The organism is Sorangium sp. So ce426 (genome assembly GCF_051475585.1).
GTDB lineage: Bacteria > Myxococcota_A > Polyangia > Polyangiales > Polyangiaceae > Sorangium > Sorangium cellulosum_B.
In genome coordinates this window covers 4441487-4462994 of record NZ_CP150341.1, presented here as the reverse complement: position 1 = coordinate 4462994, position 21508 = coordinate 4441487, and the positions used below count along the sequence as shown (strand labels likewise).

The window sequence follows — 21508 nt, the reverse complement described above, 5'->3', positions numbered from 1 at the left end:
TCCCTCTCTGCGCCTCCTCGCTTCTCCTCAGACCGACTGCCCTGCTGGCTCGCCGTCGATACAGACCCGCTTCCTGGCGACGGGCCTCGGCGCGACGTCGTTCAGGACCACCCCGAGGATGCGGCGATCGCCGAGCTGCTCGGCGGCCCTCGTCAGCGACGACGCCCGGGTCAGCGAGGCGCGCGCGACGAGGACGATGCCGTCGGAGGCGTCCTCGATGACGTTGGCGTCGCCCGAGCCAAGGATCGGAGGGCCGTCGATGACGACGTAATCGTGATAGCGCCGCAGCGTGCGCATCGCGGCCTCGAAGTGGACCGAGTGGAGCGCCGCGGGGTAGCTCGCCTCGAGCGATGGCTCCGCGAGCACCGAGAGCGACTGGCTGACGGCGATGACGCCGAGCGGTCGGGTCTCGCCCGCCATCCGCCGCCGGAGCTGCTCCGAGAAGCTCGCGTGCGCGGGCAGCCGCAGGCCGAGCGTCGCCGCGACGCGGGGGCACGCGAGGTGGCCGTCGACGAGCAGCACCCGGGCGCGCTCGGCCTCGGCGAGCGTCATCGCGAGGCGGACCGCGAGCGCGGTCTTGCCCTCGGCCCGGCCGGGGCTCACCACCGCGACAGCGAGCGGCTCGCCCGCCCGCCGCTGATCGAGCCGGTGCCGGAGGACCCGGAGCGCCGCGAGCGCGGGCGCGGGCGCCCCCCGGAGCAGCTCGAACACGCCGTGCCCCTCGGGATCGAGGTCCGCGCCGATGATCTCCACCTCGGGCCCGTCGAACGCGGGGCCGCCGGCGCGCGCGAACGAGCGCACGCCCACGCGGGCGAGCGGCGCCTCGGGCGCGCTCCAGGTCGACCGGTCGACCACCTCGCAGTCGCCGAGATCGAGGCCGTCCCGGAGCGTGTCCTCGGGGGCGGAGCCGTCCTCGGGGGCGGAGCCGGCCGGAGCGGCCTCTTCCGAGGCGGCGGGCGGCTCTGCGCCATGCCCGAGCCCGCCGGGCGGCTCCGTGCCGGGCCGAGCCGCGACGGGCGGCTCTGCGCCGTGCTCGATCCCGCCGGGCGGCTCCGTGCCGGGCCCAGCCGCGATGGGCGGCTCTGCGTAGTACGCGGGCACGATCGCGCGCTCGCGGAGCGGCGGGCGCGCCGGGAGCTCCGGCATCGCGGCCAGCAGGGCGGGGCCGCCGAGCGCGTGGATGTCGCCGCCGTCGTAGAGCGTGTCGTTGAGCAGCACCCGGGCCCCGGCGACGCCGATCGCGAAGAAGAACGTCACCGCGGCGCCCGCGAAGAAGACGCGGCCCCGCCCCCGGTCAGGGCGGCTCGGCAGGTAGGCCTGGTCGAGGACGTCGAGCTCGGTCTCGCTCTTGTTCTCGGCGGCGTCCGCGGACAGGTCCGCGGCCCGCTCGTTGGCCTGGACGGTCTTCAGGTACTCGCGCGCCCGCTCCAGATCGAGGCGGAGCCGGTGCCACTCGGTCTCGAGCTCGATCACGCGCTCCTCGGCGCCCCCGTCGGCCGCCCACGGCGGCGCGCGCGGCGCCTCGCCCCTGGCCGGGCTCTCCGCCGGCGCGCGCGGCGCCTCGCCCCCCGCCGGCGCCCTGCCGCCTCCGGCGCGCGCGCGCAGGCCCGCGATCTGCCGGAGGAGCGCGGTCCGCTCCGCCGCGAGCGCCGCGCGCCGCGACGGCGTGAGCGCGCGCGCCTCGCCGGCCGGCGCCTCGGTGACGCCCGCGCGCACGAGCCCGAGCGCGCCCTCGGCCGCGGTGAGCTGGCTCTTCGCCGCCTCGACGCGGCGCTTCGCGGCGACGGCGTCCGGGTGGATCGGGGTCACGGTCGTGAGCTTCTCGGCGAGCGCCGCCTCGGCCGCCGCGACCGCGGCGACGGCGGCTGTGCGGGCCCGCTGCGCCTCGACGACGCTCTGGGGCAGCGGCTGCCCCGGCGCCGCCGCCGGCGATCGCCCGGCCCCGAGCAGCGCCTCGACCCGCGCGAGCTGCCGCTCGAGCGCCGCGAGCTGCGGGTCGACCGGGCGGGCAGGCTGCGCTGACGACAGGGCGCGCGCTCCAGGCGCTGGCGCGGGAGCGCCGGGCAAGCCGAGCTGCTGGGGCGCCGGTGCATACGGAGAGTCGTTGAGCCCCCACTGGAACTGCGGGTTCCTGGCGAGGAACGTCGCCAGCGCGCGGCTCGCCGCGTCGACCTTGGAGCTGGCCTCCGCGAGCTCCTTCCGCAGGAAATCGCGGGTCATCGTCGCCGTGCCGAGGCTGTCGCGGCGGTAGTCGTCGAGCAGGATCTGCGTGAGGCGGGCGGCGACCTGCTGCGCCACGTGTGGATCGTCGTGGGTGAACGAGACGACGTACGTATCGCTGCTCTGCGCGCGGAAGCCGACGTGGGTCTTCATCTCCTCGACGGCCTCGACCATCGAGCGGGCGGTCTTCTCCGGGTAGAGCCCGAACGCCTCGACGACGCCGGCGAGCGTCCCGCGCGCGCTGAGCGCGTCCTTGAGCTTCGACCCGAGGCGCGCCGCGCGCGCGGTGCTGCTCTGGGGATCGCGGCCGGTCTGGATGGTGTCGCGGTAGAGGATCGTGGCCTCGCTCCGCCACACCCGCTTCGTGGCGAGCGCCAGGGCGAAGGAGATCGCGAGTCCGACGGCCATCATCGCGGCCGCTCCGCGCCAGTACATCCGCACCCGGCCGAGGACGCTGATCGCGCGGTCCAGGCGCTCGCGGGGTGTGCTCTCCGTGCTCAGGCTGGCCATGGTGTTCCTCGCCCCGTGGGCAGCGCGTCCGGCGCCGCGCGGCGCGAGGGCGCGCGCGGTGGGCGCTCCGCCCCCGCACGGCAAGGCGCGTGCTCGCGGGCGCGTCACCCCGGGACGCACCCGGCTCGGCGCCCCCCCGCGCGCCGACCGCGTGAGCGAGAGCCGATGCCGACGAACGCCATGGACATTCCGCATCCGGCGAGCGCGGCTCGCTTCGCGGACGCTCCCGGGAAGGCGGGCGCTTGTCGCGGCCGCCCCGCGTCGAGGGAGGCGGGCTCGCCAGCGCGGCGAGCCCTGATCCTCGTCACAGCCGCTGCGAGTAGTACTCGATGATGAGCTGAACCGCGATGGGGAACGGGATGCTCGTCTCGTCCGGGAGCGCGGCCACGCGCACCTGCCGGGCGTCCTTGTCGACAGCGAGCCACGTGGGGGCTTCCATGTCCGTCCTCGCGAGGCCCTCCACGACGGTCCGGTGGTCACGGCGCTTCTCGCTCACGCTCACCGTCTCTCCGGCGCTGACGCGGTAGGACGGGATATCGACGCGCTTTCCGTTGATGAGCACGTGTCCGTGCGCCACCAGCTGCCGCGCGGCCGGGATGGTGCGCGCGAAGCCCGCGCGGAAGATGACGTTGTCGAGCCGCCGCTCGAGCAGCTCGATGAGCTTCGTCCCGGCGGCGAGATCGCTCCTGCGCGCCTCGAGCATGAGCGTCTTCAGCTGCGTATCGGTGAGGCCGTAGTTGAGCCTCACCTTCTGCTTCTCGCGGAGCCGCAGGGCGAACTCGCTGAGCTTCTTGCGGGCCTGTCCGTGCTGCCCGGGGGGGTAAGGCCTCCGCTCCGTCTTCCTGGCCGACAGACCGGGGAGCTCGACCCCGAGCGCGCGCATGACCTTGACGCGAGGTCCGGTGTAACGGCTCATGCCCGGGCCCTCCCCAGGGACGCGCGCGCGTCGCGATGGTGGAGCGCGGCGCCGCAGGGCGCCGGTGCGTCAACGTAGTCCTGGATGTTCATCGAGCGTCTCTGTCCTTGTGCATGGGTCTTGCTGTTGCTTGTCATGGCGGTGTTACCGAGGGTGCGATCGAGGGCTCACACGCGCCGGAGGTGGCGGAGGATTGGGAACTGCGCTTTACGGAAGAAGCGCGCGAGTCCATTCGTGGTCCGGATGCGGGCGCCGAGCGGCTCGGGATAGTCGTTATCGCCCAGGACGCGCAGCCATGGAAACGTCTCGACGACGCCTCCCTCTCGGTGGAGCTCGACGTGACGCGCGCCCCTCGCCGTGGTGGGACGGAGCTGGAGGCACGGGCTCGCGTCGAGCAGGAGCTCCACGTCCTTGGCGAGGCGCAGGGAGACCTGGGTCAAGAAGGCGCCGATCCGCTCGGGGCCGAGATGAGAGAAGAGGCCGAGGCCGAGGATCAACGTGGGCCAGTCCTGCGCGTCGGCGAGCTGATCGATCCAGTGATCGCAGCCGGGGGACGCCGTGGCCAGCGCATACCGCGGCGTCCGCGGGGCGCGCCGGGACTTCCAGGCGACCACGCGGGGAACGTCGATGTCGATCCAGTGGAGGTGCCCGTTGTCGACGCGCGAGAACCGGGTGCACGGCCCGGAGAAGAGCCCGATGGCCAGCCCGTCCGGGTGACGGCGGAAGAAGTCGTCCACGACGTCGTCGACCAGCCGCGTGCGGGTCGCGAGGGGGCGGAGCTCCTGTTCCGTGAAGCCGGCGCGCTCGACCTCGAGCAAGCGGGCGAGCTGGCGCGCTTCCTCGTCGTGGAGCCCGAGGTCAGGAAACGCGTCGGAGGCGTACGCGCACGCGGCGACTCCCGCGAGCTCGCGTCGAGCAAACGAAGGGGCAGCGTCGATACTGAAAATCATTTTCACTTTCGTTACAGGGACGTGCGTCCTGTGTCAAGCAGCGAACAGCAGCGATCTCACCCAGGTTGAGCTGCCGACCCCACCCAGGTTGAGCCTGCGACCCACCCAGGTTGAGCGGCGACCCCACCCAGGTTGAGCGGCGACCCCACCCAGGTTGAGCGGCGACCCCACCCAGGTTGAGCGGCGACCCCACCCAGGTTGAGCGGCGACCCCACCCAGGTTGAGCGGCGACCCCACCCAGGTTGAGCGGCGGCGACCCCACCCAGGTTGAGCGGCGGCGCCTCTCCCCATCGCTGCGTGCTGCGACCGTGCCCGGCGCGCGAGCCTGCGGTCGTCCGCCCCGCCTCTTGACGGCCGACAGTCGAGAGCTATCTTTTAGATATATCTTTTAGAATATCGACCCGGCCGCCACAGTCCGCCGGGCCGTGGAGCCGGGGTGGCCTGCGCACGAGCGCGCGGCAGCTGAGTGCTCGCCGCCGTGGTGGTCCGCCGCCGAGCCAGAGAGGGATTTTGTCTATGTTCTGGGGACACGAGCATCATCACTGCGCAGGCCCGCGAGGGCCGAGGGGGGGTCCGTTCGGGAGGGGTCGGCCCGGCATGGGTGGCGGCCCGCCGGGCTGGTGGGGCGACTGGTTTGGAGGGCCGCCGCTCCGCGCCGATCGCGGCGGCGTGCGTTACCTCGTGCTCGACGTGCTCGCCGAGCGAGCTCGCCATGGCTACGAGGTCATCCAGGCGATCGAGCAGCGCAGCGGCGACACCTACCGGCCGAGCCCCGGCGTCATCTATCCGACGCTGCAGATGCTCGAGGAGCTCGGCCACGCGCGCGTCGTCGAGGCCGAGGGGCGCAAGGTCTACGAGATCACCGACGCCGGGCGCGAGGACCTCAAGGCGAACCGCGAGTACGTCGACGAGTTCTACGAGCGCTTCGTCGAGACCTCGTGGGAGCGCTTCGCCGAGGATTTCGGCGACGTCATGAAGCGCATCGGCTCGCTCATGAAGATGCTGCGCCACGCGATGCGCCGGGGGCGCATCACGCCCGCCGTGCTCGCGCGCACCGTGAAGGTGCTCGACAAGGCGGCGGCCGAGATCGAGGAGCTGCTCGCCGAAGATCCGGAGGGGCGCGCCGGCCGGCGCCCGTGATCCTCGCCGCCGTGGAATCAGGGCGCGACGCGCTCAGGCACGCTCTCGAAGCAGAACACCCGCCAGGCGTGGGGCTGACCAGGACGCACGAGCTCCGTCACGGCGCCGCCCGTGAACTCCGCGACGACGCCGCGCCAGAACGCCAGCGCCCCCCGGTTCCCCTCGGCGACGCGCACGGTCCACTTCCCGGGAAGACCGTTCCATAGGAGGCACGCCGCCTGGCGGCCCACGCCAGAGCGGCGATAGCGGCGAAGGACGAAGAACTCGGCCACATCGAGGGTCTCCGGGTCCTCCACCGCCGGCGAGCCGCGCGTCGCCAGGACAAACCCAGCGACGCGCCCGCCGCATCGAATGAGGAACGCGAGCCGCCGCTCCCGCTCCGACCAGTAGAGAGGGAGCTTGGGGTAGCCGAAGCGCCCGTCCTGCCCCAGCTCGACGGCGGGGAACACATCACTGAGATCGTGAATGTACAGCTCGAGAAGGTTGGACAGGATCACGGCGTCCGCCGGCGTCGCCGCGTCCAGAGAGACCGTCTTCACATCTGCCATATCCAGCTCTCCCGTCCGAAAGCGCGCGCTCGGGCGCTCCTCGGCGGCGCGCAGCGCCTCGTCCCACGCGTCGATCCACGACGACAGGCACCTTCGCCCGCCGGCCGCGCGCCGCGTGCCGCGGGCTGTGCCCCTCGCTTCAGCCGAGGAAGCCGCGCGCGCGGGCGATCGCCTCGATCGCCGGCCGCCGCCGCTCCAGCTCCTCGACGTCCTTGACGGGGAGGAACCGGGCCGCGAGGCCCTCGCGCGGGACGCGAACGAACCGGGCCGGCAGCCCGAACGTGACCTCGTTCAGGATGCGCTCGAACTGGATCGCCTTGCGGTCGTCCACCTTCTTCTCGACCTCCACATAGATCCAGTCCAGCGCGAGGGCCTCGAGCGCCTCGGCGCTCGCCAGGAAGGTGTTGGTGTTGAAGACGGGCACGACCTTCGGATCGAACCCGACCGGCAGCCGGAAGTCCTCTGCCATCACCGGTCGGCCGTTCCACCGCAGCGGCCCGCCGCCCTTGTCGCCGCCCTTGTCGACCACCTCGACGGAGAGGGGCCCGCCGTGGCCGAGGTGCCAGCCGAGGAGGACCGGATCGACCGTCGCGCCGAGGTTGTCGAGGTTGGCGATCCAGACGATCTTCCCGCCGCGGGCGATGAAGCGGCCGAGGAGGCCGCTCTCGCGGAGGGCATCCGGGAGATCGCCGTGGCCGGTGGCGTAGACGCTCGGCTCGCCCGCCTCGTCCAGGAACAGCCCGCCTTCAGGGGTCAGGCGCAGCGAGACGTGCTGCTCGAACGTGGCGCACAGATCGCCCGGCTCGTCGAGGCGCGGGCCGAGCGCCTCGCGGATCGGTCCGTTCGTCGCCTCGCTGGTCATCAGCCACAGCGGGACCGGGACCCCCGTCGTGCGCCGGAGGTGATCGCTCTCGGCGAGGCGCAGATCGAGGAAGGTCCGACCGGGCAGCACCTCGACGAGCGCCTTGACCACGCCGCCCATCCGGGTGGCCATCCCGCCGGCGAGGACGCAGAGGGCGACCTCGCCCCGGCGCAGCGCGGCCAGGCCCGCCTCGCGGCAGCGGGCGTGCTCGGGCGTGCCCTCGGCGGGCAGGTCGGCGACATCGCCGGGCGCGGGCGGCTCGACCGTGCCCTGGAGGCGGTTGCGGGCGTCCCGGTCCTTGCCGATGGACGCGGCCCACCGGGCGACGCGATCGGGGTCGAACCCGCGAGCCCGGAGGCGAGCGAGGAGCGGGCCAGGGAGCGCGGCGATCTGCTGGGTGAGGGAAGACACGGTATCCTCAAAAGACCACGAGGCGATGCGCGTGGCAACGGCATCGTGCAACGGGTCACGCCGTTCATAATGGGCGCGCCTCCTGCTCGAGAGGCATCTCGCGCCTGCGCACACACCCGAGATCCGGATGGCGCTGAATGCGTCGTACGTGGCTCCCTGATGCCGCGTCGCTCGCCTGAAGATCGCCAGTTCCATTCAAAGAATGGACCCTCTCCAGGAAGTCACGCTGACCCGGGAGCCCCCGGTCCGGCTTCGCTCAGCGGCCGGTCGACTCCAGGAACAGCTCCTCCACCGCCGCCGCGGTCGCCGCGCGCTGGAGCCAGCGTCCCAGGACGTCCACGTCCGTCTCGCCGAGGATCCGGCCCCTCGCCTCCTCGCTCGCCGGGACGCCGCGCGCGTTCAGCAGCATCAGGATCGCCGCCGACAGCTGCCCCACCGCCTGCTCGGCCCGCGCCTGCTCCTGCTCGATCCGGGCCTCGGCGGCCTCGATCATCCCCTCCAGCTTGCCCACCAGCTCGCTGGCGGTGACCAGCTCAGCGGTATCCGCGTAAAAGCGGAGACGCCCCGCCTCCACCGCCAGATCCAGATTGAGGACTTCCGATCGGTACCGCCCGGCGCGCGAGGGGATGCTCTCGTAGCGCCGCGCGCCGGTGGGCGGTAACCGGTGAGCTTTGAGGTGCCCGCGCGGGATGTCGTAGATGAAGTACTCGCGGATCCCGAGGGTCGCGTAGCGCACGACGTTGTCGACGAAGTCCTTGCGCCAGTTGCCGGCGTAGTGCACCTCGATCGCGAGGTCGATCCCCTTGCCCTCGGCGCTGACCATCCAGCAGAGGCGCGGGGTGGGATCGACGTCGGTCACCGCGATCACGTCGGGCGTGAAGCCCTTCTCGCCCGGATAGTGGGCCTTCATGTCGGCGCCGATGTAGATGCGCCGCCCGCGCCGGCCGAACCAGGCGCGGAGCGTGTCGCGGGCTTCCACCTTGGCGTCGAAGTGCGGATCCCCTTCGGCCATGGCCAGGCGCTCGTCGATCTCCTCCTGGGACACGGAGTCGACGAGCGCCGTGATCGCCTGCTGGCGCTGAGCGGGCGACATCGCGGCCCACTCGGCCTCGGTCGGGGCGCGCGGCGCCTCGGCCGGGATGGGTGCAGCGGCGGGCTCGACGGGCTTGCGGATGGGAGCCGACATCCCGCCCAGCATACCACCGTTCCAGGGCGCTCCCGCCGTCGGACGACCTGCTGCGAGGCCGCGCCGCCGCCGTCCCGCGGCGCCCGGCGCTCGCGCGCGCGCTCACCGGAGGAACCGGAGCAGGACGTTGAGCAGCACGAGCACCAGGGACATCGCGCCGCACACGAGCGCGACCTCCCTCCCGGACACGCGCACCACGACGCGGCTGTCCTCGGCCCGCGCGGCGCCGTAGAGCGCGGCGGAGGCGCCGAACACCATGTAGAGGATGTCCTTGTAGGCCCACGAGAGGAAGAAGATGCCGATCAGCGCGCCGCACAGGCTCACGAAGATCGCCGGCGCGAACCGCCTCGCCGTGGGGCCGACATCGACGTCGCCCAGCCAGATCGACAGCGGCACCTTGATCGACGCGTACAGGACGAGCGCGAACAGGCACATCCCGAGCAGGCCCGTCTCGGCCGCGGCGAGGAGATAGGAGTTGTGGGCGGTCAAGCCGAGCGACGACTCGTCGCCGAACTGCCCCGCGCCGACGCCGATCCCCCGCGTCCGGCGGATCATCTCGAACGCTTCCCGGAGCAGCTCGACGCGCTCGCCCGAGCTCTCGCTCGCCTCGTCGCCGCTCCGGCCTCCGAGCAGGAGCATGGGCGGCCCGACGAAGCAGGCGGCGATGACGCCGAGGGTCCCGCTCCGCCGGATGAAGCTGATGCCGAGGACCGCCAGGTACACGATGACGCCCGAGCGCGAGCGCGACAGGACGACCATCGCGCCGATCGCCGCGATGACGGCCGTCACGGGGAGCGCGCGGAGCGCCGCGGCCACGCGCGAGATCAGCCGATCCGTGAGCAGGACGGGCAGCGTCAGCGCGCGGGGCGCCCCGAAGGCCCGCGCGGGCCGTGGCGCAGCGCCGCCGGGCGGCGCGCCGGCCGACGGGCGCTGGCCCCCGCGGACGGACCTGCGCGGCCGGCGCGGGCCGGAGCGCCGCTCGGCGAGCGCGATCGCGAGCGGGATCGACATTCCGGCCATCAGCGAGAGCTCGTTGGGATCGGCGAGCGAGCCGCGGTAGCGGACGCGGCCATCGATGGTCGACGTGCCGAGCGGCCCGGGGCGCTCGCACCGGTAATTGCCATCGGGCACGGGCGCCTCGATGCGGCAGTCGACGTTGGTCTCGCAGGGGCGTCCATCCGGCTCGAGCTCGCCCTTGCCTTCCCAGTCGTCGGGAGCGGCGATCATGCAGCCGTGGGGCTGGAACGCCTGCACGATCGCGACGACGGTCGTGAGGACGGCGCAGCCGACGAGCGTGATCGCGAGCGCCCGCAGCCCCCGCGGCGAGGCGGCGGCGAAGGCGACGGCGACGAAGATGCCCGCGACGGTCGCGAGCTGCATGCCGCGCTCCTCGAGCGCGGCCGGGCGCTTCAGCGCGGTGGTCAGCGCCGCCCAGGCGAGGAACGCGAGCGCATAGACGACCTGAGGCGCGAGCGTCGGTTTGAGCCGCCGCCACACGACGTCGAGGGCGACGCAGAGCAGGGTGATCCCGAACGCCGCGTGCACGAGCGGAATCCCCGAGAGCGCGGGGATGAACTCCTGCGGCTTGACGATGACGAGCGCGCACAGCGCGCACACGACCCACGCTGCCATGGTGTGGCGCGCCGTTCGCGTGGCGCGCGCCGCGCACGGGCGGCCCGCGCCGCGCCCTCGTGACGGCCGCGCAGAGGCGCCCTGCGCGGGCGCGATGAGGCGCGGCGCGCATTCCCCCCTTCCGCGCGACGGATCTAGCACCGCGGGCCCGCGCGGCACGCGGGAAGAGCGCCAGTGCGCGCGCGAGGAGCAGGCGCGGAGCGCGGCGGCGGGATCGGCGCTTGCTGGAGCGCCATCGCATCAAGGAGGCTGGAAACCGCATGTGCTCCCGCTGTGTCCGGATTGCCCTGCTCTGCTCCGCGCTCACGGTCCTCATGGCGCTCCCGGGCTGCGGCGCGCGCGCCCCGCGGATCGATTTCGACGCGGAGCGCCGCGCGACGAGCGCCTATGCGGTCGGCCCCGGCGACGTGCTGGAGGTGCGCGCCTGGAAGAACGAGGCGCTGAGCCAGCGCGTCACGGTGCGACCCGACGGGTTCATCACGATCCCGCTCGTCGGCGACGTCCTGGCGTCGGGGCGCACCGTCATGGGCATCGCCGAGGACATCGCGACGCAGGCCGCCAAATTCTATCATGAGAAGCCGGTCGTCAGCGTCGAGGTGGCAGAGCTCCACAGCTACCGGGTCTACGTGATGGGCGAGGTGTCGCGTCCTGGCGAGTTCACGCCGAGGGCGCAGATCACCGTGCTCCAGGCGCTCGCCCTCGCGGGCGGATTCACGCGCTTCGCCGATCCCGACGAGGTGGTGATCGTCCGGCGCGACGCGATCGGCGAGCGCAGGATTCCGTTCGCCTTCGATGAGGTCGTCGAAAAAGGCGATCTCCGCGGGGACCTGCCGCTGCAGACGAACGATACCGTGGTGGTGCCGTAGAAGGCCCGCCACGAACGCGCATCGAACCCAGCAGAGCGTCAGCCGGACGCAGAAGCTATCTGTCGAGCCAGAGCTAGCCTGACCGCTCCAGCTCTGCGCGCGAGAGAATGAGGCGAATCAGAGCTGCGAGATCGGCCGGCGGCTCCCGGCACTGGTCGAGGTAGCGCTCGGCCAGATCCATACGGTCCGGCCGCTTCCGCGCGCAGGGAATCGTGCGATGGATCTCCTGGAACACGAGCTTCCCGGAGACGTGCTTCCGTAGCTCGTCGAGATCGTCCTCGCGGGCTCGCAGGAACGCGAGCCGCTCTCGGTACACCTCGTGCGCGGTGTCTTGCGCACCGAACGCGCTCGCCCAGGTTGCAAGCCCATCCTCGGCGTTCACGGTCGCGAGCGCCTGCACGGCGGTGAGATAGCTTCGGCCGACGAAGCTCGGCTGCGCTCCGTGGACATCGGCCACGTGCCGCACGGTCCAGTTATGCGCCCCGATCGGAAGCGCCTCGCGATAGAAGCCGCGGATGCGATCGGCCACCGCATCCACCGTGTCCCATCCCTCAGGCACACGGCCTTCGCGTCGCCACAACACCCTCCGCAGCACGCTGAGCCACCCTTCCGGATCGAGCAGGTAGCTCTCCAGGTCGTAACGAGAGAGCCGGTAGCAGGTGCCGTCGAACGACGGCTCCGACTGGCGCGCGAGCTCCTCGTCCGGCGTGAAATCCCTGTCCAGAATGCCGTATACGGGCACCGGCGTGCCGCGCCGCCTGAGCTCGTTGACGGCGTCCTGCACGCACTTCCAACCATCCTGGGCGTGGAATGTGACCATCCGTCCGAGATCGCCGAACCATTCCTTGTAAAAGAACTCGTCCTCTCGGTAGTCCTCGCCCTCGCAGATGATCGCGATGCCTGCGCCGCTCCGCAGGACGATTTCGAGCTCGTCGAGGCTCTTGTAAGCGCTCATGGTGCGCCCTCGTCAGGCACGTCGAAGAGACTTTCCGGGTAGTCGAGGCTCTTCACCTCCACCGGCGGGACGCTGCGCACGATTTCCGGTGAGTGCGTCGCGAGGAACACCTGCATCTCGAGGAGCCGCGCAACGCGCCGTAGCTGGGCGAGGAGCTGACGCTGCAGGGTCGGGTGCATGCTGATCTCGGGCTCGTCGATGAACAGCACGCCGCGTGGCCGCTTGCGTCGCGCGATCTCGCCGAGGAGCATCACGCACTGCCGCTCGCCCGAGGGGAGCTGGTCGAGCATCACCTCAGCGGGTTTGCCGGACGCGTCGTTCCAGGGCGCCGTCACGCGCACCCTTCCCTCGCGAACGAACACCTTGCGCCCGGGACCGAGCGCTTCCTGGAGAAGCTCGACCGACCCCGCGAGCTCGCCGGGATCCTCTCCGCGGCTCTTTCGTTCGAGATCCAGGTAGTTCTGCCAGACCCAGAGCTGCTCGAGGGAGCCAGTCCACTGGCTCGTGGGGGAATACCGGGAGATCCACTGCCTGTCGGCGGGCGGGGGCTCGATGGTGCCGCCACGGACAGGGCGGAGCTCGCGGTCATGGGAGAAGTAGATCAGGCCGCCGAGAGGTTGGGTCCCGCCCAGATCCACCTGCGTTGCGTGAAGACGCAGCTCTTCGGTGTAGTTGGTCTCGGACCACCGGCGCGCCACCCCGACGTCGTTCGTCTTGAGATAGACTGTGCCACCACGAACGTCGCTATCGGAAAGGTACGATGCCTTCCCATAGACGATCAGCTCCGGGTACTGCTGGCCCTCAACGAGATCGCTCAGCGGTTGCTCGATCGTCAGCGCCACCAACCCAGCCTCGTCGAGGATCGGCGCCGGTCTCTCAGGATCGACGACGAAGGCGAGCATGGCTTCGATGACGTCGAACACCGTCGTCTTCCCCGACCCGTTGCTCCCGACGAGGACGACGCGATCCCGGGCGTCGCCCGTGACCGGATCGGTGAAGTCGAGGACGTGCTTGCCCCGGAAGCAGCGCAGGTCGTGGATCTCGAGGCTCCTCACGCGCATGACGGTCCTCCCTCTACCTCAGGCAGTACCACGGCAGAAGGGCCATGGATCGAACGAGCGCATCATGAACGCCTATCGGAAGGGCCGATCCGAAAAATGGACGAAGCTCACGCGGCTGCTCGCCCGCGCGGCGCGCAGGCGTCGAGCTTCGCGACTGGCCCCCCCACCCGCCTCGACGTCGTACCGCCGCAGCGCCCGCCGCACACCGGCGGCGCGGCGTCTGCGGCCGGGCGTCTGCTGATGATGCGCGACCGCGATTTTGGCATCCTGGGCAGGATGCGCACCGAGGCCACGCCGCTCGCCGCCGTATTGACCCTCGCGTTGCCGTTGATCGTCGCGGCGTGTGCTCCCGCGAGCCCCGGCCCCCCGGGCCCCGCCGGCAAGGCCGCAACGCCGCCAGGCACGCCGGTCCTCGCGGCAGCCAGCGCGCCTCCTGGCCCGGGAACCCCTGGGCCTGCCGGCGCGGCGTCCTCGGGGACAGCGCCGACAGATGGCGCCCCGGGCGCCGCGCCCTCCCCCGCCCCGACCGAGCCGGCCCCCGCCATCTCGGCCGACGAAGCCGAGGCGATCCTGTTCCCGGGCGACACCGCCGCGCACCGGGACGCCATCGACGCCTGCCGGCGCGGGAACGCCGGGACAGCGGCCGCGAAAAGCCCAGCGCACGAGCGCATCCGCTGCCTGCTCGCGCTCCGCTACCAGGGCGACCCGCAGGCCGCAGCGAGCGCCACCGCGCTCTTCGACCAGAACGGCAGCGTCGCCGGGCTGGAGCGGGAGCACATGATGGACGGCGGTTACCGCGGCATGCTCCACCTCGTCCCGGAGCTGCCGGTGCGCGCCGAGCGCCGCCACCTCGAGTGGACGGTGGCGGCGATCGCCGACTTCGACGCCTTCGTCGCGGATCTCGCCGCCATGGCCAGCTCGCCCGTGCGCTACCGGCACCGCGCCCTCGCGCTCAAGTACTTCCGGTCCGTGCGGGCGCGGACGCCCTCCGCGTACGCCTCGGGCTGGACGGTCGCGTACAACCTCTCCGGCTCGCTCCACCGCTCCGCGGACGACGTGCGGGAGACGCTCTTCCACGAGCTCTTCCACCTGAACGACGGCGCGCACGGCGGGTGGTCCCAGGCGGCGCTCTCGCCGATCTACGACGGGATCGTCGCGCGCTGCGGGACGAGGATCACCTGCCTCACGCCGTACTCGCCGAACGAGACCATCGTGAAGGGCGGCACGTATTACTCGTTCCAGCCTGGAAACGGCGTGGTGGAGTACGCCGCCGAGCTGGCGATCCGCTACTACCGCGAGCAACGCGCGGCGCTCCGCGGCAAGCCGCTCGCGAAGGCGCCGTTCAAGTGCGGCCCGCCGGAGAACGCGCGGGCATGGTCGCTGCTCGCGGGAGAGTTCTTCGGCGGCGCCGATCGGGTGGCGCCCTGCCGGGAAGGTCCTCCGGCGGCGCCCTGAGCCCCACCGCAGCACGCGCTCTCATCGTCCCACGCGCGGCGCATGCCGTGACGATGGGGCGCAAGCACCTCGGAGGCTCGGTCGCGCGCGGGCGCATCACCCCACCTGCGACCGGTGGACGATCGAGGGGCGCGGCAGCTCGAGCGGCGGCATGGGATCGAAGAGCGAGCGCTCCGCGTCGGCCACCTCCTCGGCCGAGAAGGGCCGGAGGGTCTGGCAGAACTCGACCATGATGCCGTTGGGATCGATCGTGCAGATCGAGCGGCAGAACTCGCGATCTCGCTCGGTCACCTCGAGGCCGTGCGAGAGCCACCGCGCGAGCATCCGACCGTAGAACTCGCCCGTCGGGGCGCTGAAGGCCAGGTGGTTCATCCACACCGGCAGCCCGAGCCCTGTCGAGAGATCGGTCCTGAAGCGCCCCCGCACCGTCTCTTCGTGCAGATCCCAGAACGCCAGCAGCGGACCATCGGGCTCGCTGGTCCGATACAGGGCGTGCCTCGCCCAGCCCCCGTCGCGGCTGCCCTCGTAAGGCACCGCGATGACCTTCACGAGACGGAACCCCATGGCCCGGGTATAAAACCGGTGTGTGGCGACCAGATCGCTGGTCGCCAGCGCGAAGTGATGCACCGCCATCGTCCCCCCTTTGCGTGCACGTCGAGGATGCCACGAGCCGGAGCGCTCGTTCAAGCTGGATTTCGAGCGCGGCGGGATCGGCGCTGAGCCCCCGGGCGGCTGCGCTATCCTCGGCGCACGCCATGTCCGACCGCGACCTCGTGTTCGCGTCCATGCCCGCCGGGCTCATCGCCTTCGCCTCGTCGTGCGGAGTCCCGCAGGAGGATCTGCTCCGGGCTGCCGGCGTCGCGCCCGAGGTCCTCGCCGCGCCCGACGAGCTCGTGCCGTATGCATCGCTCTTCTCGCTGTGGGAGCTCCTTCTCCAGCGCCTCCCCGGCGAGCCGCTCGGGCTGCGTTATTCTCGCTGCGTCCCGGTGTCGGTCGTCGGCATCGTGGGGCACGTCCTTCGCCACAGCGAGACCGTGCGGCAGGGCGTCGCCGTCTATGGCCGCTTCTGCCGGCTGATGGACCCGCACCTCCGCATCAGCCTCGAGGAGCACGGCGCGGTCGCCCGCCTCGCGCTCGAGCACGAGCCGCGCGTCGTCGCCATGGCCGAGCCGATCGAGCTGATGATCGCGACGCTCGCGCGCTTCATCGCGCTCTACCTCGGCGGGTCGGCGCGGCCGATCGAGGCGCTGTTCCGCCATCCTCGCCGGCACCCGCCGTCGCTCTACGAGGAGGCGATCGGGGCCCCCGCCCGCTTCGAGGCGGGCGCGATGGGCCTCGTCTACGAGGCGCGTGTGCTCGACGCGCCCGTGGTCGGCGCGGACCCGTCGGTCCGCGATTACCTCGTTCGCCACGCCGAGCAGCTCCTCGCCGCGCGCGCCGCGCCCGCCAGCGCCGCGACGCTCGACGCGCGCGTGCGCGCCCGCATCGACGAGCGGCTCGACCGCGGCGACGTGGACCAGGAGGGGATCGCGCGCTCTCTCGGCATGAGCACGCGGTCGCTCCAGCGCGCGCTCAAGGACATCGGCACGTCGTTCACGGCGCAGCTCGACGAGGCCCGGCGGGAGAAGGCGCTCGATCTCGTCCGGCGGCCTGACCTCGCGCTCCAGGAGATCGCGTTCCTGCTCGGCTATGGCGAGCCGCGCCATTTCTACCGCAGCTTCCGTCGCTGGACGGGCACGACGCCGGGAGAGTACCGGCGCGCCCGCGCCCGGTAGCCGGGCCCTTCGATGCGCTGCCGCCTGTTCCGGGATCGTGCCTGTGTCCCCAGCACTCTTTTTCATGGATGCAAACCAGCTTGCCAGGAGCGCGCATTGACGATCGCTGGCGCCAACACGATAGTGGCGACATGAAGATCAGACGCGGGATGAACGCGCTGTACGCCGCATCGATAACGACAGGCACGCTCTTCGGTGGTCGGCGACGTGGCGAGCTGCAACGAGCGATTCGACGTGACGGCGCTACGTTGCGCGGGTGGTGAGGACACCGGCGACGCGTGCCTGTCTGACGCGCAGATCCACGCCCTGGAGGCCATCAACGCGCCCGTACGGCTGGCGTCGCCGCTCGCCAGCGGTGACACCGAGTTTGCTGGCTTCAACGTGTACTCGGCTGCGCAGGGCGTCGGGACCGATTCGCCGCTGGAGCCTCACGTGCAGTCCGTCGACCTTGGCTCGCGCGCGCCGACCTTTCCTGTCGACCCGCTCACCAGCTCGTTCGCGGCGGCCCTCGTCGACAGCTTCATGCGCCACGTCGTCGTCAGGGATCCGTCCTTCGACTATCGGACCTTCGACGCGCGGACGTTCGGCCCCCACGCTGCGCGCGTACAGGAGCTGTCTCTGCTCGACGTGGGCGACGCCGACATGGGCGGCTTCGCCGCGCGGGGCGGAAAGCTCCTGTTGCTCCATGGCACGGGCGACATGCTGACGAGCCCGCGGACGACGGAGCGCTACGTGGAAGGGCTAGAGGCGTCGCTCGGCGCGACGGCCGCCGGCGCGATGCTGCGCTACTACGAGGTCCCTGGGTTCCAGCACGCCGTGAGCACCGTCTTCCAGGTGTCCTGGGATGGCCTCGGCGCGCTCGAGAGGTGGGTCGAGGCCGGCGAGGACCCTGGTGACGCCGAGGTCGTCACGGACCTGGCGGGCGTGCCGGGGCGCACGCGACCGCTCTGCAGGTATCCAACCTTCGCGAGGTATCGCGGGACGGGGGATCCGGACGACGCCGCGTCGTTCGCGTGCGCGGCGCCCTGACGCGGCCGCTCGGCCGCGCGCGAGATGGTGGTGGCTCGACGCCGTCGCCTGCTCCCGGACCGCGGGCGCACAGGCGGCTCTGGAGGAACGGACAGGAAATCGGGACGAACCGCCATTGAATGATTGAGCGACCGACATCACATGAACGGGGCCACCGCAAACACTTCTCGTCCGCGTCATCCATCGCGATGCAAGGGCTGACGCGGGGAGGTGCCCTGTGTACATTTCGTCGACATCGCGTACCCTCGTTGTCCTTTGGCTGGCAGGCTGGAGCCCTCATCGGTTCCGGGGGACCGCGGCGGTGCTCTTGCGCAAGACCAGCTCGGCATCGACCACGACGCGCGAGCAGGAGCGGCGGCCGCTCTCGATCTGCCCGAGCAGCAAGTGGAGGCACCTGCGCCCCAGCTCGGAGAAGTCCTGGCGGACGGTGGTGAGCGGAGGCGTGAAGTAGGCCGCCTCCGGGATGTCGTCGAAGCCGACGATGCTGATGTCCCGCGGCACCGCGCGTCCGATCTCGTGGAGGTAGCGGAGCACGCCCAGCGTCATCTGGTCGTTGGCCACGAACACGGCGGTGACGCCTGGCGTGCGCGCCAGCTGCGGGGCGAGCTCGTAGCCCGAGCGTGCGCTCCAGTCGCCGCGCAGGAGAGGCGGCGGCTCGACGCCCGCGGCCTCCAGCGTCGAACGCCAGCCGTCGATGCGCTGCTCGGCCTCGAGCGAGTCGGTCGAACCGGCGATGTGCCACACCGTCCGGTGACCCAGGTCGAGGAGATGGCGGGTCGCGGCCGCGGCGCCGCCGTGCTGGTCGACGGCGACCACCGGGACCGAATCGTCCGGCCCCCCCTCGACGGCGACCACCGGCACGTCGGAGTTGACGTGGCGGAGCGCGTCCACCGCCGACCGCAGCGGAGCGATGACCATGATGCCGTCGGCGCCCTGATCGCACAGCCCCTTCACCGCATCCACCACCGGCGCGCGGCTGAGCGATTTCAGGCTGACGACGCTGACGCCGTACCCGGCGTCGTGCGCCGCCGTCTCGAGCCCGTGGAGCGTCGACGCCGGGCCGTAGTGCGTCGTGTCGAAGCTGACCACACCGAGCGTCCGCGAGCGCCCGGTGACGAGCGCCTGCGCCACGGAGCTCGGGCGGTAGTCGAGCTGGCGGATCGCGTCGAGCACGCGCTCCCGCGTGTCCCGATGCACGTGGGGGCTGTCGTGCAGGACCCGCGAGACCGTCTGGTACGAGACGCCGGCGAGCTTGGCCACGTCGACCATGACCGCGGCCCGGCGCCCGCCTCGCTTGATGCGCCCCTCGGGAGGAGAGTTGTCGTCCATCGGGGCCAAGCTTAGTCGCGCGCGGGGGGATATGGTATCGACATCCACCACGACCGCGCCCCGGCGCCCGCCTCTCTTGAACGGCCGCGCCCGGCGCGACCAGGGCGGCGACCGCGCCCGCCGGGGAGCTGGGCCCCGATTCGACCCGGCAGGCGCGCCCGCCCTCGTCCTCGCTGGCGTTGTCCGCAGGGGCGGCGCCAGCGTCGCCCGTGGCCATGGCGCCGGACGGAAACACTGTCGCACCACAGAGCGATGATGCCATGACGAGGACCTTACGTTGGATCGATAGTATGCTTTTGACCATTCTTCGACCTCGCCGCTCTCCCGGAGCTTCGTCAGCGATAGCCCAGGAAGGTTACCGGGAGCTGCGCGAGCGAGGTTTGCAACGCCGACCCGCGCACCGCGGGGCGCCGGCCTCTCTCCTGTTCGCACGTCCATCACCGGGCGATCGGACGCGTACGCGCGGCGCTCGCTCGGCGTTGCCGCCCCGATGCAGGCCGACGAGCCTCGACGAACGCGCTCCGCCGTGGCGTCGCGGCGAGCGCCACGCCAAGCAGCCGCACGACGCCGAGCACGCCCCGCAGCCTGGTGACGTGAACGGCGAGTTGCCAGGTCAGCAGGCTCGTGCCTTGGCGCAGCGCTCGTGTTACGAGGTCGGTGTCCATGGGGGATGCTGGAACGCCGGGCGCCACGGTCGCGAAAGAACGGTTCCGCAAATGGAACGACTTCGTCCGCGAGCTGGATCTCGCCGACCCGCTGCGCCGTCTCGTACTCGACTCATGGGAGCGCAGCCGGGCGGCGGCGGTCGACCCCGTCCGTCCGCCCTTCCGTCGGATCGACGACGAGGAGCTCGCGAGGAGGCTGGAGCTCAGCGCCGACCTGGTCCGGGCCGCCATCCCTCACCTGCACTGGGCCGCCGCGCTCCTGCGGGCGTCGGAGCCGGCCGTCTACGTCGTCGACGGGGACGGCATCGTCCTTTGCTCGGTCGGCGCGTCTCGTTCGATGATGGAGACATTCGGCCTCCTGCCCGGATTCGACTGGTCGGAGCGGGCGATGGGGACCAACGGCGCCGGCACCGCCATTGCCGCCGATCGCCCGGTCGCGATCGTCGGGCCGGAGCACTTCGCGAGCGCATTCGACGACTGCACGTGCACCGGCGCGCCGATCCACGCGCCCGACGGTACGATCATCGGCGCGATCGACGTCAGCACGTCCGTCGCGACCGGCAGCCCCGAGCGGCTCGCGCTCGTGGCGCACATCGCCTACACCATCGAGCGCGAGCTGCAGGCGTCATGGGAAAGTCGCCGCCGCGAGGCCGAGGAGGCGGGCCGGATCCAGGCCGAGGAGGCGCGCGAGCAGCTCGCCCACCTGCAGGCCGTCACGGCCGCGCTCGCCCGCACGAGCACCGCCGGAGAGTCCACCTGCGTCGCGATCGGCGCGATCGGCGCGCTCCTGCGGGCCCAGGGCGCGCGGGCCTACCTGCGAACGGACGACCCACGAGGGCTGCGCCTCGTGGCCTCGACCGGCGACGAGGGGACGTCGCCCTTCCCGGCGTTCCCGTCCGATCCGGAGCAGCCGATCGTCCTGGCCCTGTACCGCGGCGAGCTGGTCATCCTGCCGGACCCTGACGAGGTCGAGGGGGCCGCCGCGCGCTTCGCCCCGGGCCCCACCATGTCCGCGACGGCCTCGCCACGCCTCGTGGCGCTGCCGCTCCGGATCCACGATCGGGATCTCGGCGGCCTTGTATTCGTCATCGAGGGTCCGTGCCGCCTCGATGCGGCGATGCGCAAGCTGGTCGCCACGATGGCGGATCAGTGCGCTCAGGCGGTCGAGCGCAATTCCCTCTTCGAGTCGGAGAAGCGCGCCCGCGCCGAGGCACAGGATGCGGTCCGGCAGCGCGACCAGATGCTCGGCATCGTGGCCCACGATCTTCGCAACCCCCTCAGCGCGATCCTGCTCCGGGCGGCCCTGCTGAAGCGGGAGATGGCGTCCCGCGTCGACGCGGAGAGGTGGCGGGACGGCGTACGGACGATCGAGCGCGCAGCGCGCCACAGCAACCGCCTCATCGCCGACCTGCTCGACGTGGCGAGCATCGACGCGCACCGATTGTCGATCCTGCCCGCCCCCCACGAGGTCTCCGACATCGTAGCGGATGCGACGGAGACGGTGCGCCTCGGCGCGGCCGGCCGCTCGTTGTCGGTGCACGTGGAGGTTCCGACGGATCTGCCGCGGGTGCTCGCCGATCGCGACCGGGTCGTCCAGGTCCTCTCCAACCTGCTCGGGAATGCCCACAAGTTCACGCCCGACGGCGGGACGATCGGCGTGCGTGCCGAGGCGCTCGACGGCGAGGTGGGGATCCACGTCCGGGATTCCGGTGTCGGAATCGCGGCCGAACACCTCCCACGCATCTTCGACCCGTACTGGACGCACCCGAACAACAGGCAGCGCGGCACTGGCCTCGGTCTGGCGATTGCGCAGGGGCTCGTCCAGGCGCACGGTGGGCGAATCTGGGTGGAGAGCCGGGTCGGCGACGGGAGCATTTTCTCGTTCACCTTGCCGCTCGCCGATCGCTGAAGCGCCCCCTACGTCGCGCCGGAGACTGGACCGCGCGCTCGGCGAGAGGGCGCTGTTTATCTCGCTGCCGCGCGGCCGAACGCCGCGTC

17 protein-coding genes are annotated in these 21508 nt (G+C 71.8%); 6 read left to right on the top strand and 11 right to left on the bottom strand.

Going from position 1 to position 21508, the window contains the following annotated elements:
• Positions 1-27 precede the first annotated feature (27 nt).
• The 3 genes from WMF44_RS16665 to WMF44_RS16655 all read right to left on the bottom strand — a co-directional run bounded on the left by WMF44_RS16665 (position 28) and on the right by WMF44_RS16655 (position 4596).
• A complete protein-coding gene (locus WMF44_RS16665; RefSeq protein WP_437300099.1) occupies positions 28-2730 on the bottom strand; it encodes a hypothetical protein in 2703 nt (900 codons plus the stop codon).
• Positions 2731-3034: 304 nt separating this feature from the next.
• On the bottom strand, positions 3035-3646 hold the full coding sequence (gene rpsD / locus WMF44_RS16660) for a 30S ribosomal protein S4 (RefSeq protein WP_437300098.1): 612 nt from the start codon (positions 3644-3646) through the stop codon (positions 3035-3037).
• Positions 3647-3813: 167 nt separating this feature from the next.
• On the bottom strand, positions 3814-4596 hold the full coding sequence (locus WMF44_RS16655; RefSeq protein WP_437300097.1) for a class I SAM-dependent methyltransferase: 783 nt from the start codon (positions 4594-4596) through the stop codon (positions 3814-3816).
• A 597-nt stretch (positions 4597-5193) separates the two neighbouring features.
• Here WMF44_RS16655 and WMF44_RS16650 point away from each other — a divergent pair.
• Positions 5194-5736, top strand: coding sequence for a PadR family transcriptional regulator (locus tag WMF44_RS16650; RefSeq protein WP_437300096.1), 543 nt, complete (start codon positions 5194-5196; stop codon positions 5734-5736).
• A 17-nt stretch (positions 5737-5753) separates the two neighbouring features.
• Here the strand turns inward: WMF44_RS16650 and WMF44_RS16645 are convergent, their stop codons facing one another.
• The 4 genes from WMF44_RS16645 to WMF44_RS16630 all read right to left on the bottom strand — a co-directional run bounded on the left by WMF44_RS16645 (position 5754) and on the right by WMF44_RS16630 (position 10375).
• Positions 5754-6284 carry a GNAT family N-acetyltransferase gene (locus WMF44_RS16645; RefSeq protein WP_437300095.1) on the bottom strand — a complete coding sequence of 177 codons (531 nt, stop codon included), beginning with the start codon at positions 6282-6284 and terminating at the stop codon, positions 5754-5756.
• 139 nt (positions 6285-6423) lie between these two features.
• On the bottom strand, positions 6424-7557 hold the full coding sequence (locus WMF44_RS16640) for a UTP--glucose-1-phosphate uridylyltransferase (RefSeq protein ID WP_437300094.1): 1134 nt from the start codon (positions 7555-7557) through the stop codon (positions 6424-6426).
• Between the two features lie 256 nt (positions 7558-7813).
• The gene (locus WMF44_RS16635) at positions 7814-8743 is read right to left on the bottom strand and encodes a Uma2 family endonuclease (RefSeq protein WP_437300093.1); all 930 of its coding nucleotides are present in this window, start codon (positions 8741-8743) and stop codon (positions 7814-7816) included.
• Between the two features lie 102 nt (positions 8744-8845).
• Positions 8846-10375 (bottom strand): O-antigen ligase family protein, encoded by a 1530-nt coding sequence (locus WMF44_RS16630; protein ID WP_437300092.1) that lies wholly within the window; start codon positions 10373-10375, stop codon positions 8846-8848.
• 260 nt (positions 10376-10635) lie between these two features.
• Here WMF44_RS16630 and WMF44_RS16625 point away from each other — a divergent pair, with 260 nt between their 5' ends.
• Positions 10636-11241, top strand: a complete 606-nt coding sequence (locus WMF44_RS16625) for a polysaccharide biosynthesis/export family protein (protein ID WP_437300091.1) — start codon at positions 10636-10638, stop codon at positions 11239-11241.
• Between the two features lie 73 nt (positions 11242-11314).
• Here WMF44_RS16625 and WMF44_RS16620 read toward each other — a convergent pair whose 3' ends face one another.
• Both WMF44_RS16620 and WMF44_RS16615 read right to left on the bottom strand, forming a co-directional pair.
• Positions 11315-12196: a hypothetical protein gene (locus tag WMF44_RS16620; RefSeq protein WP_437300090.1), complete on the bottom strand. Its 882-nt coding sequence runs from the start codon at positions 12194-12196 to the stop codon at positions 11315-11317.
• A complete protein-coding gene (locus tag WMF44_RS16615; RefSeq protein WP_437300089.1) occupies positions 12193-13257 on the bottom strand; it encodes an AAA family ATPase in 1065 nt (354 codons plus the stop codon). Before WMF44_RS16615 ends, WMF44_RS16620 begins: the two co-directional genes overlap by 4 nt.
• Positions 13258-13353: 96 nt before the next feature.
• Between WMF44_RS16615 and WMF44_RS16610 the strand changes: the two genes are divergently transcribed.
• On the top strand, positions 13354-14712 hold the full coding sequence (locus WMF44_RS16610) for a hypothetical protein (RefSeq protein ID WP_437300088.1): 1359 nt from the start codon (positions 13354-13356) through the stop codon (positions 14710-14712).
• Positions 14713-14808: 96 nt separating this feature from the next.
• On the opposite strand, the gene WMF44_RS16605 is transcribed toward WMF44_RS16610, so the two are convergent.
• Positions 14809-15345, bottom strand: coding sequence for a VOC family protein (locus WMF44_RS16605; protein ID WP_437300087.1), 537 nt, complete (start codon positions 15343-15345; stop codon positions 14809-14811).
• Positions 15346-15467: 122 nt separating this feature from the next.
• Here WMF44_RS16605 and WMF44_RS16600 point away from each other — a divergent pair, with 122 nt between their 5' ends.
• Positions 15468-16487 (top strand): AraC family transcriptional regulator, encoded by a 1020-nt coding sequence (locus tag WMF44_RS16600; RefSeq protein WP_437300086.1) that lies wholly within the window; start codon positions 15468-15470, stop codon positions 16485-16487.
• Between the two features lie 195 nt (positions 16488-16682).
• Positions 16683-17516, top strand: a complete 834-nt coding sequence (locus tag WMF44_RS16595) for a tannase/feruloyl esterase family alpha/beta hydrolase (protein WP_437300085.1) — start codon at positions 16683-16685, stop codon at positions 17514-17516.
• A 276-nt stretch (positions 17517-17792) separates the two neighbouring features.
• Here the strand turns inward: WMF44_RS16595 and WMF44_RS16590 are convergent, their stop codons facing one another.
• A complete protein-coding gene (locus WMF44_RS16590; protein ID WP_437300084.1) occupies positions 17793-18845 on the bottom strand; it encodes a LacI family DNA-binding transcriptional regulator in 1053 nt (350 codons plus the stop codon).
• Between the two features lie 624 nt (positions 18846-19469).
• Here WMF44_RS16590 and WMF44_RS16585 point away from each other — a divergent pair.
• Positions 19470-21419 (top strand): ATP-binding protein, encoded by a 1950-nt coding sequence (locus tag WMF44_RS16585; protein WP_437300083.1) that lies wholly within the window; start codon positions 19470-19472, stop codon positions 21417-21419.
• Positions 21420-21508 lie beyond the last annotated feature (89 nt).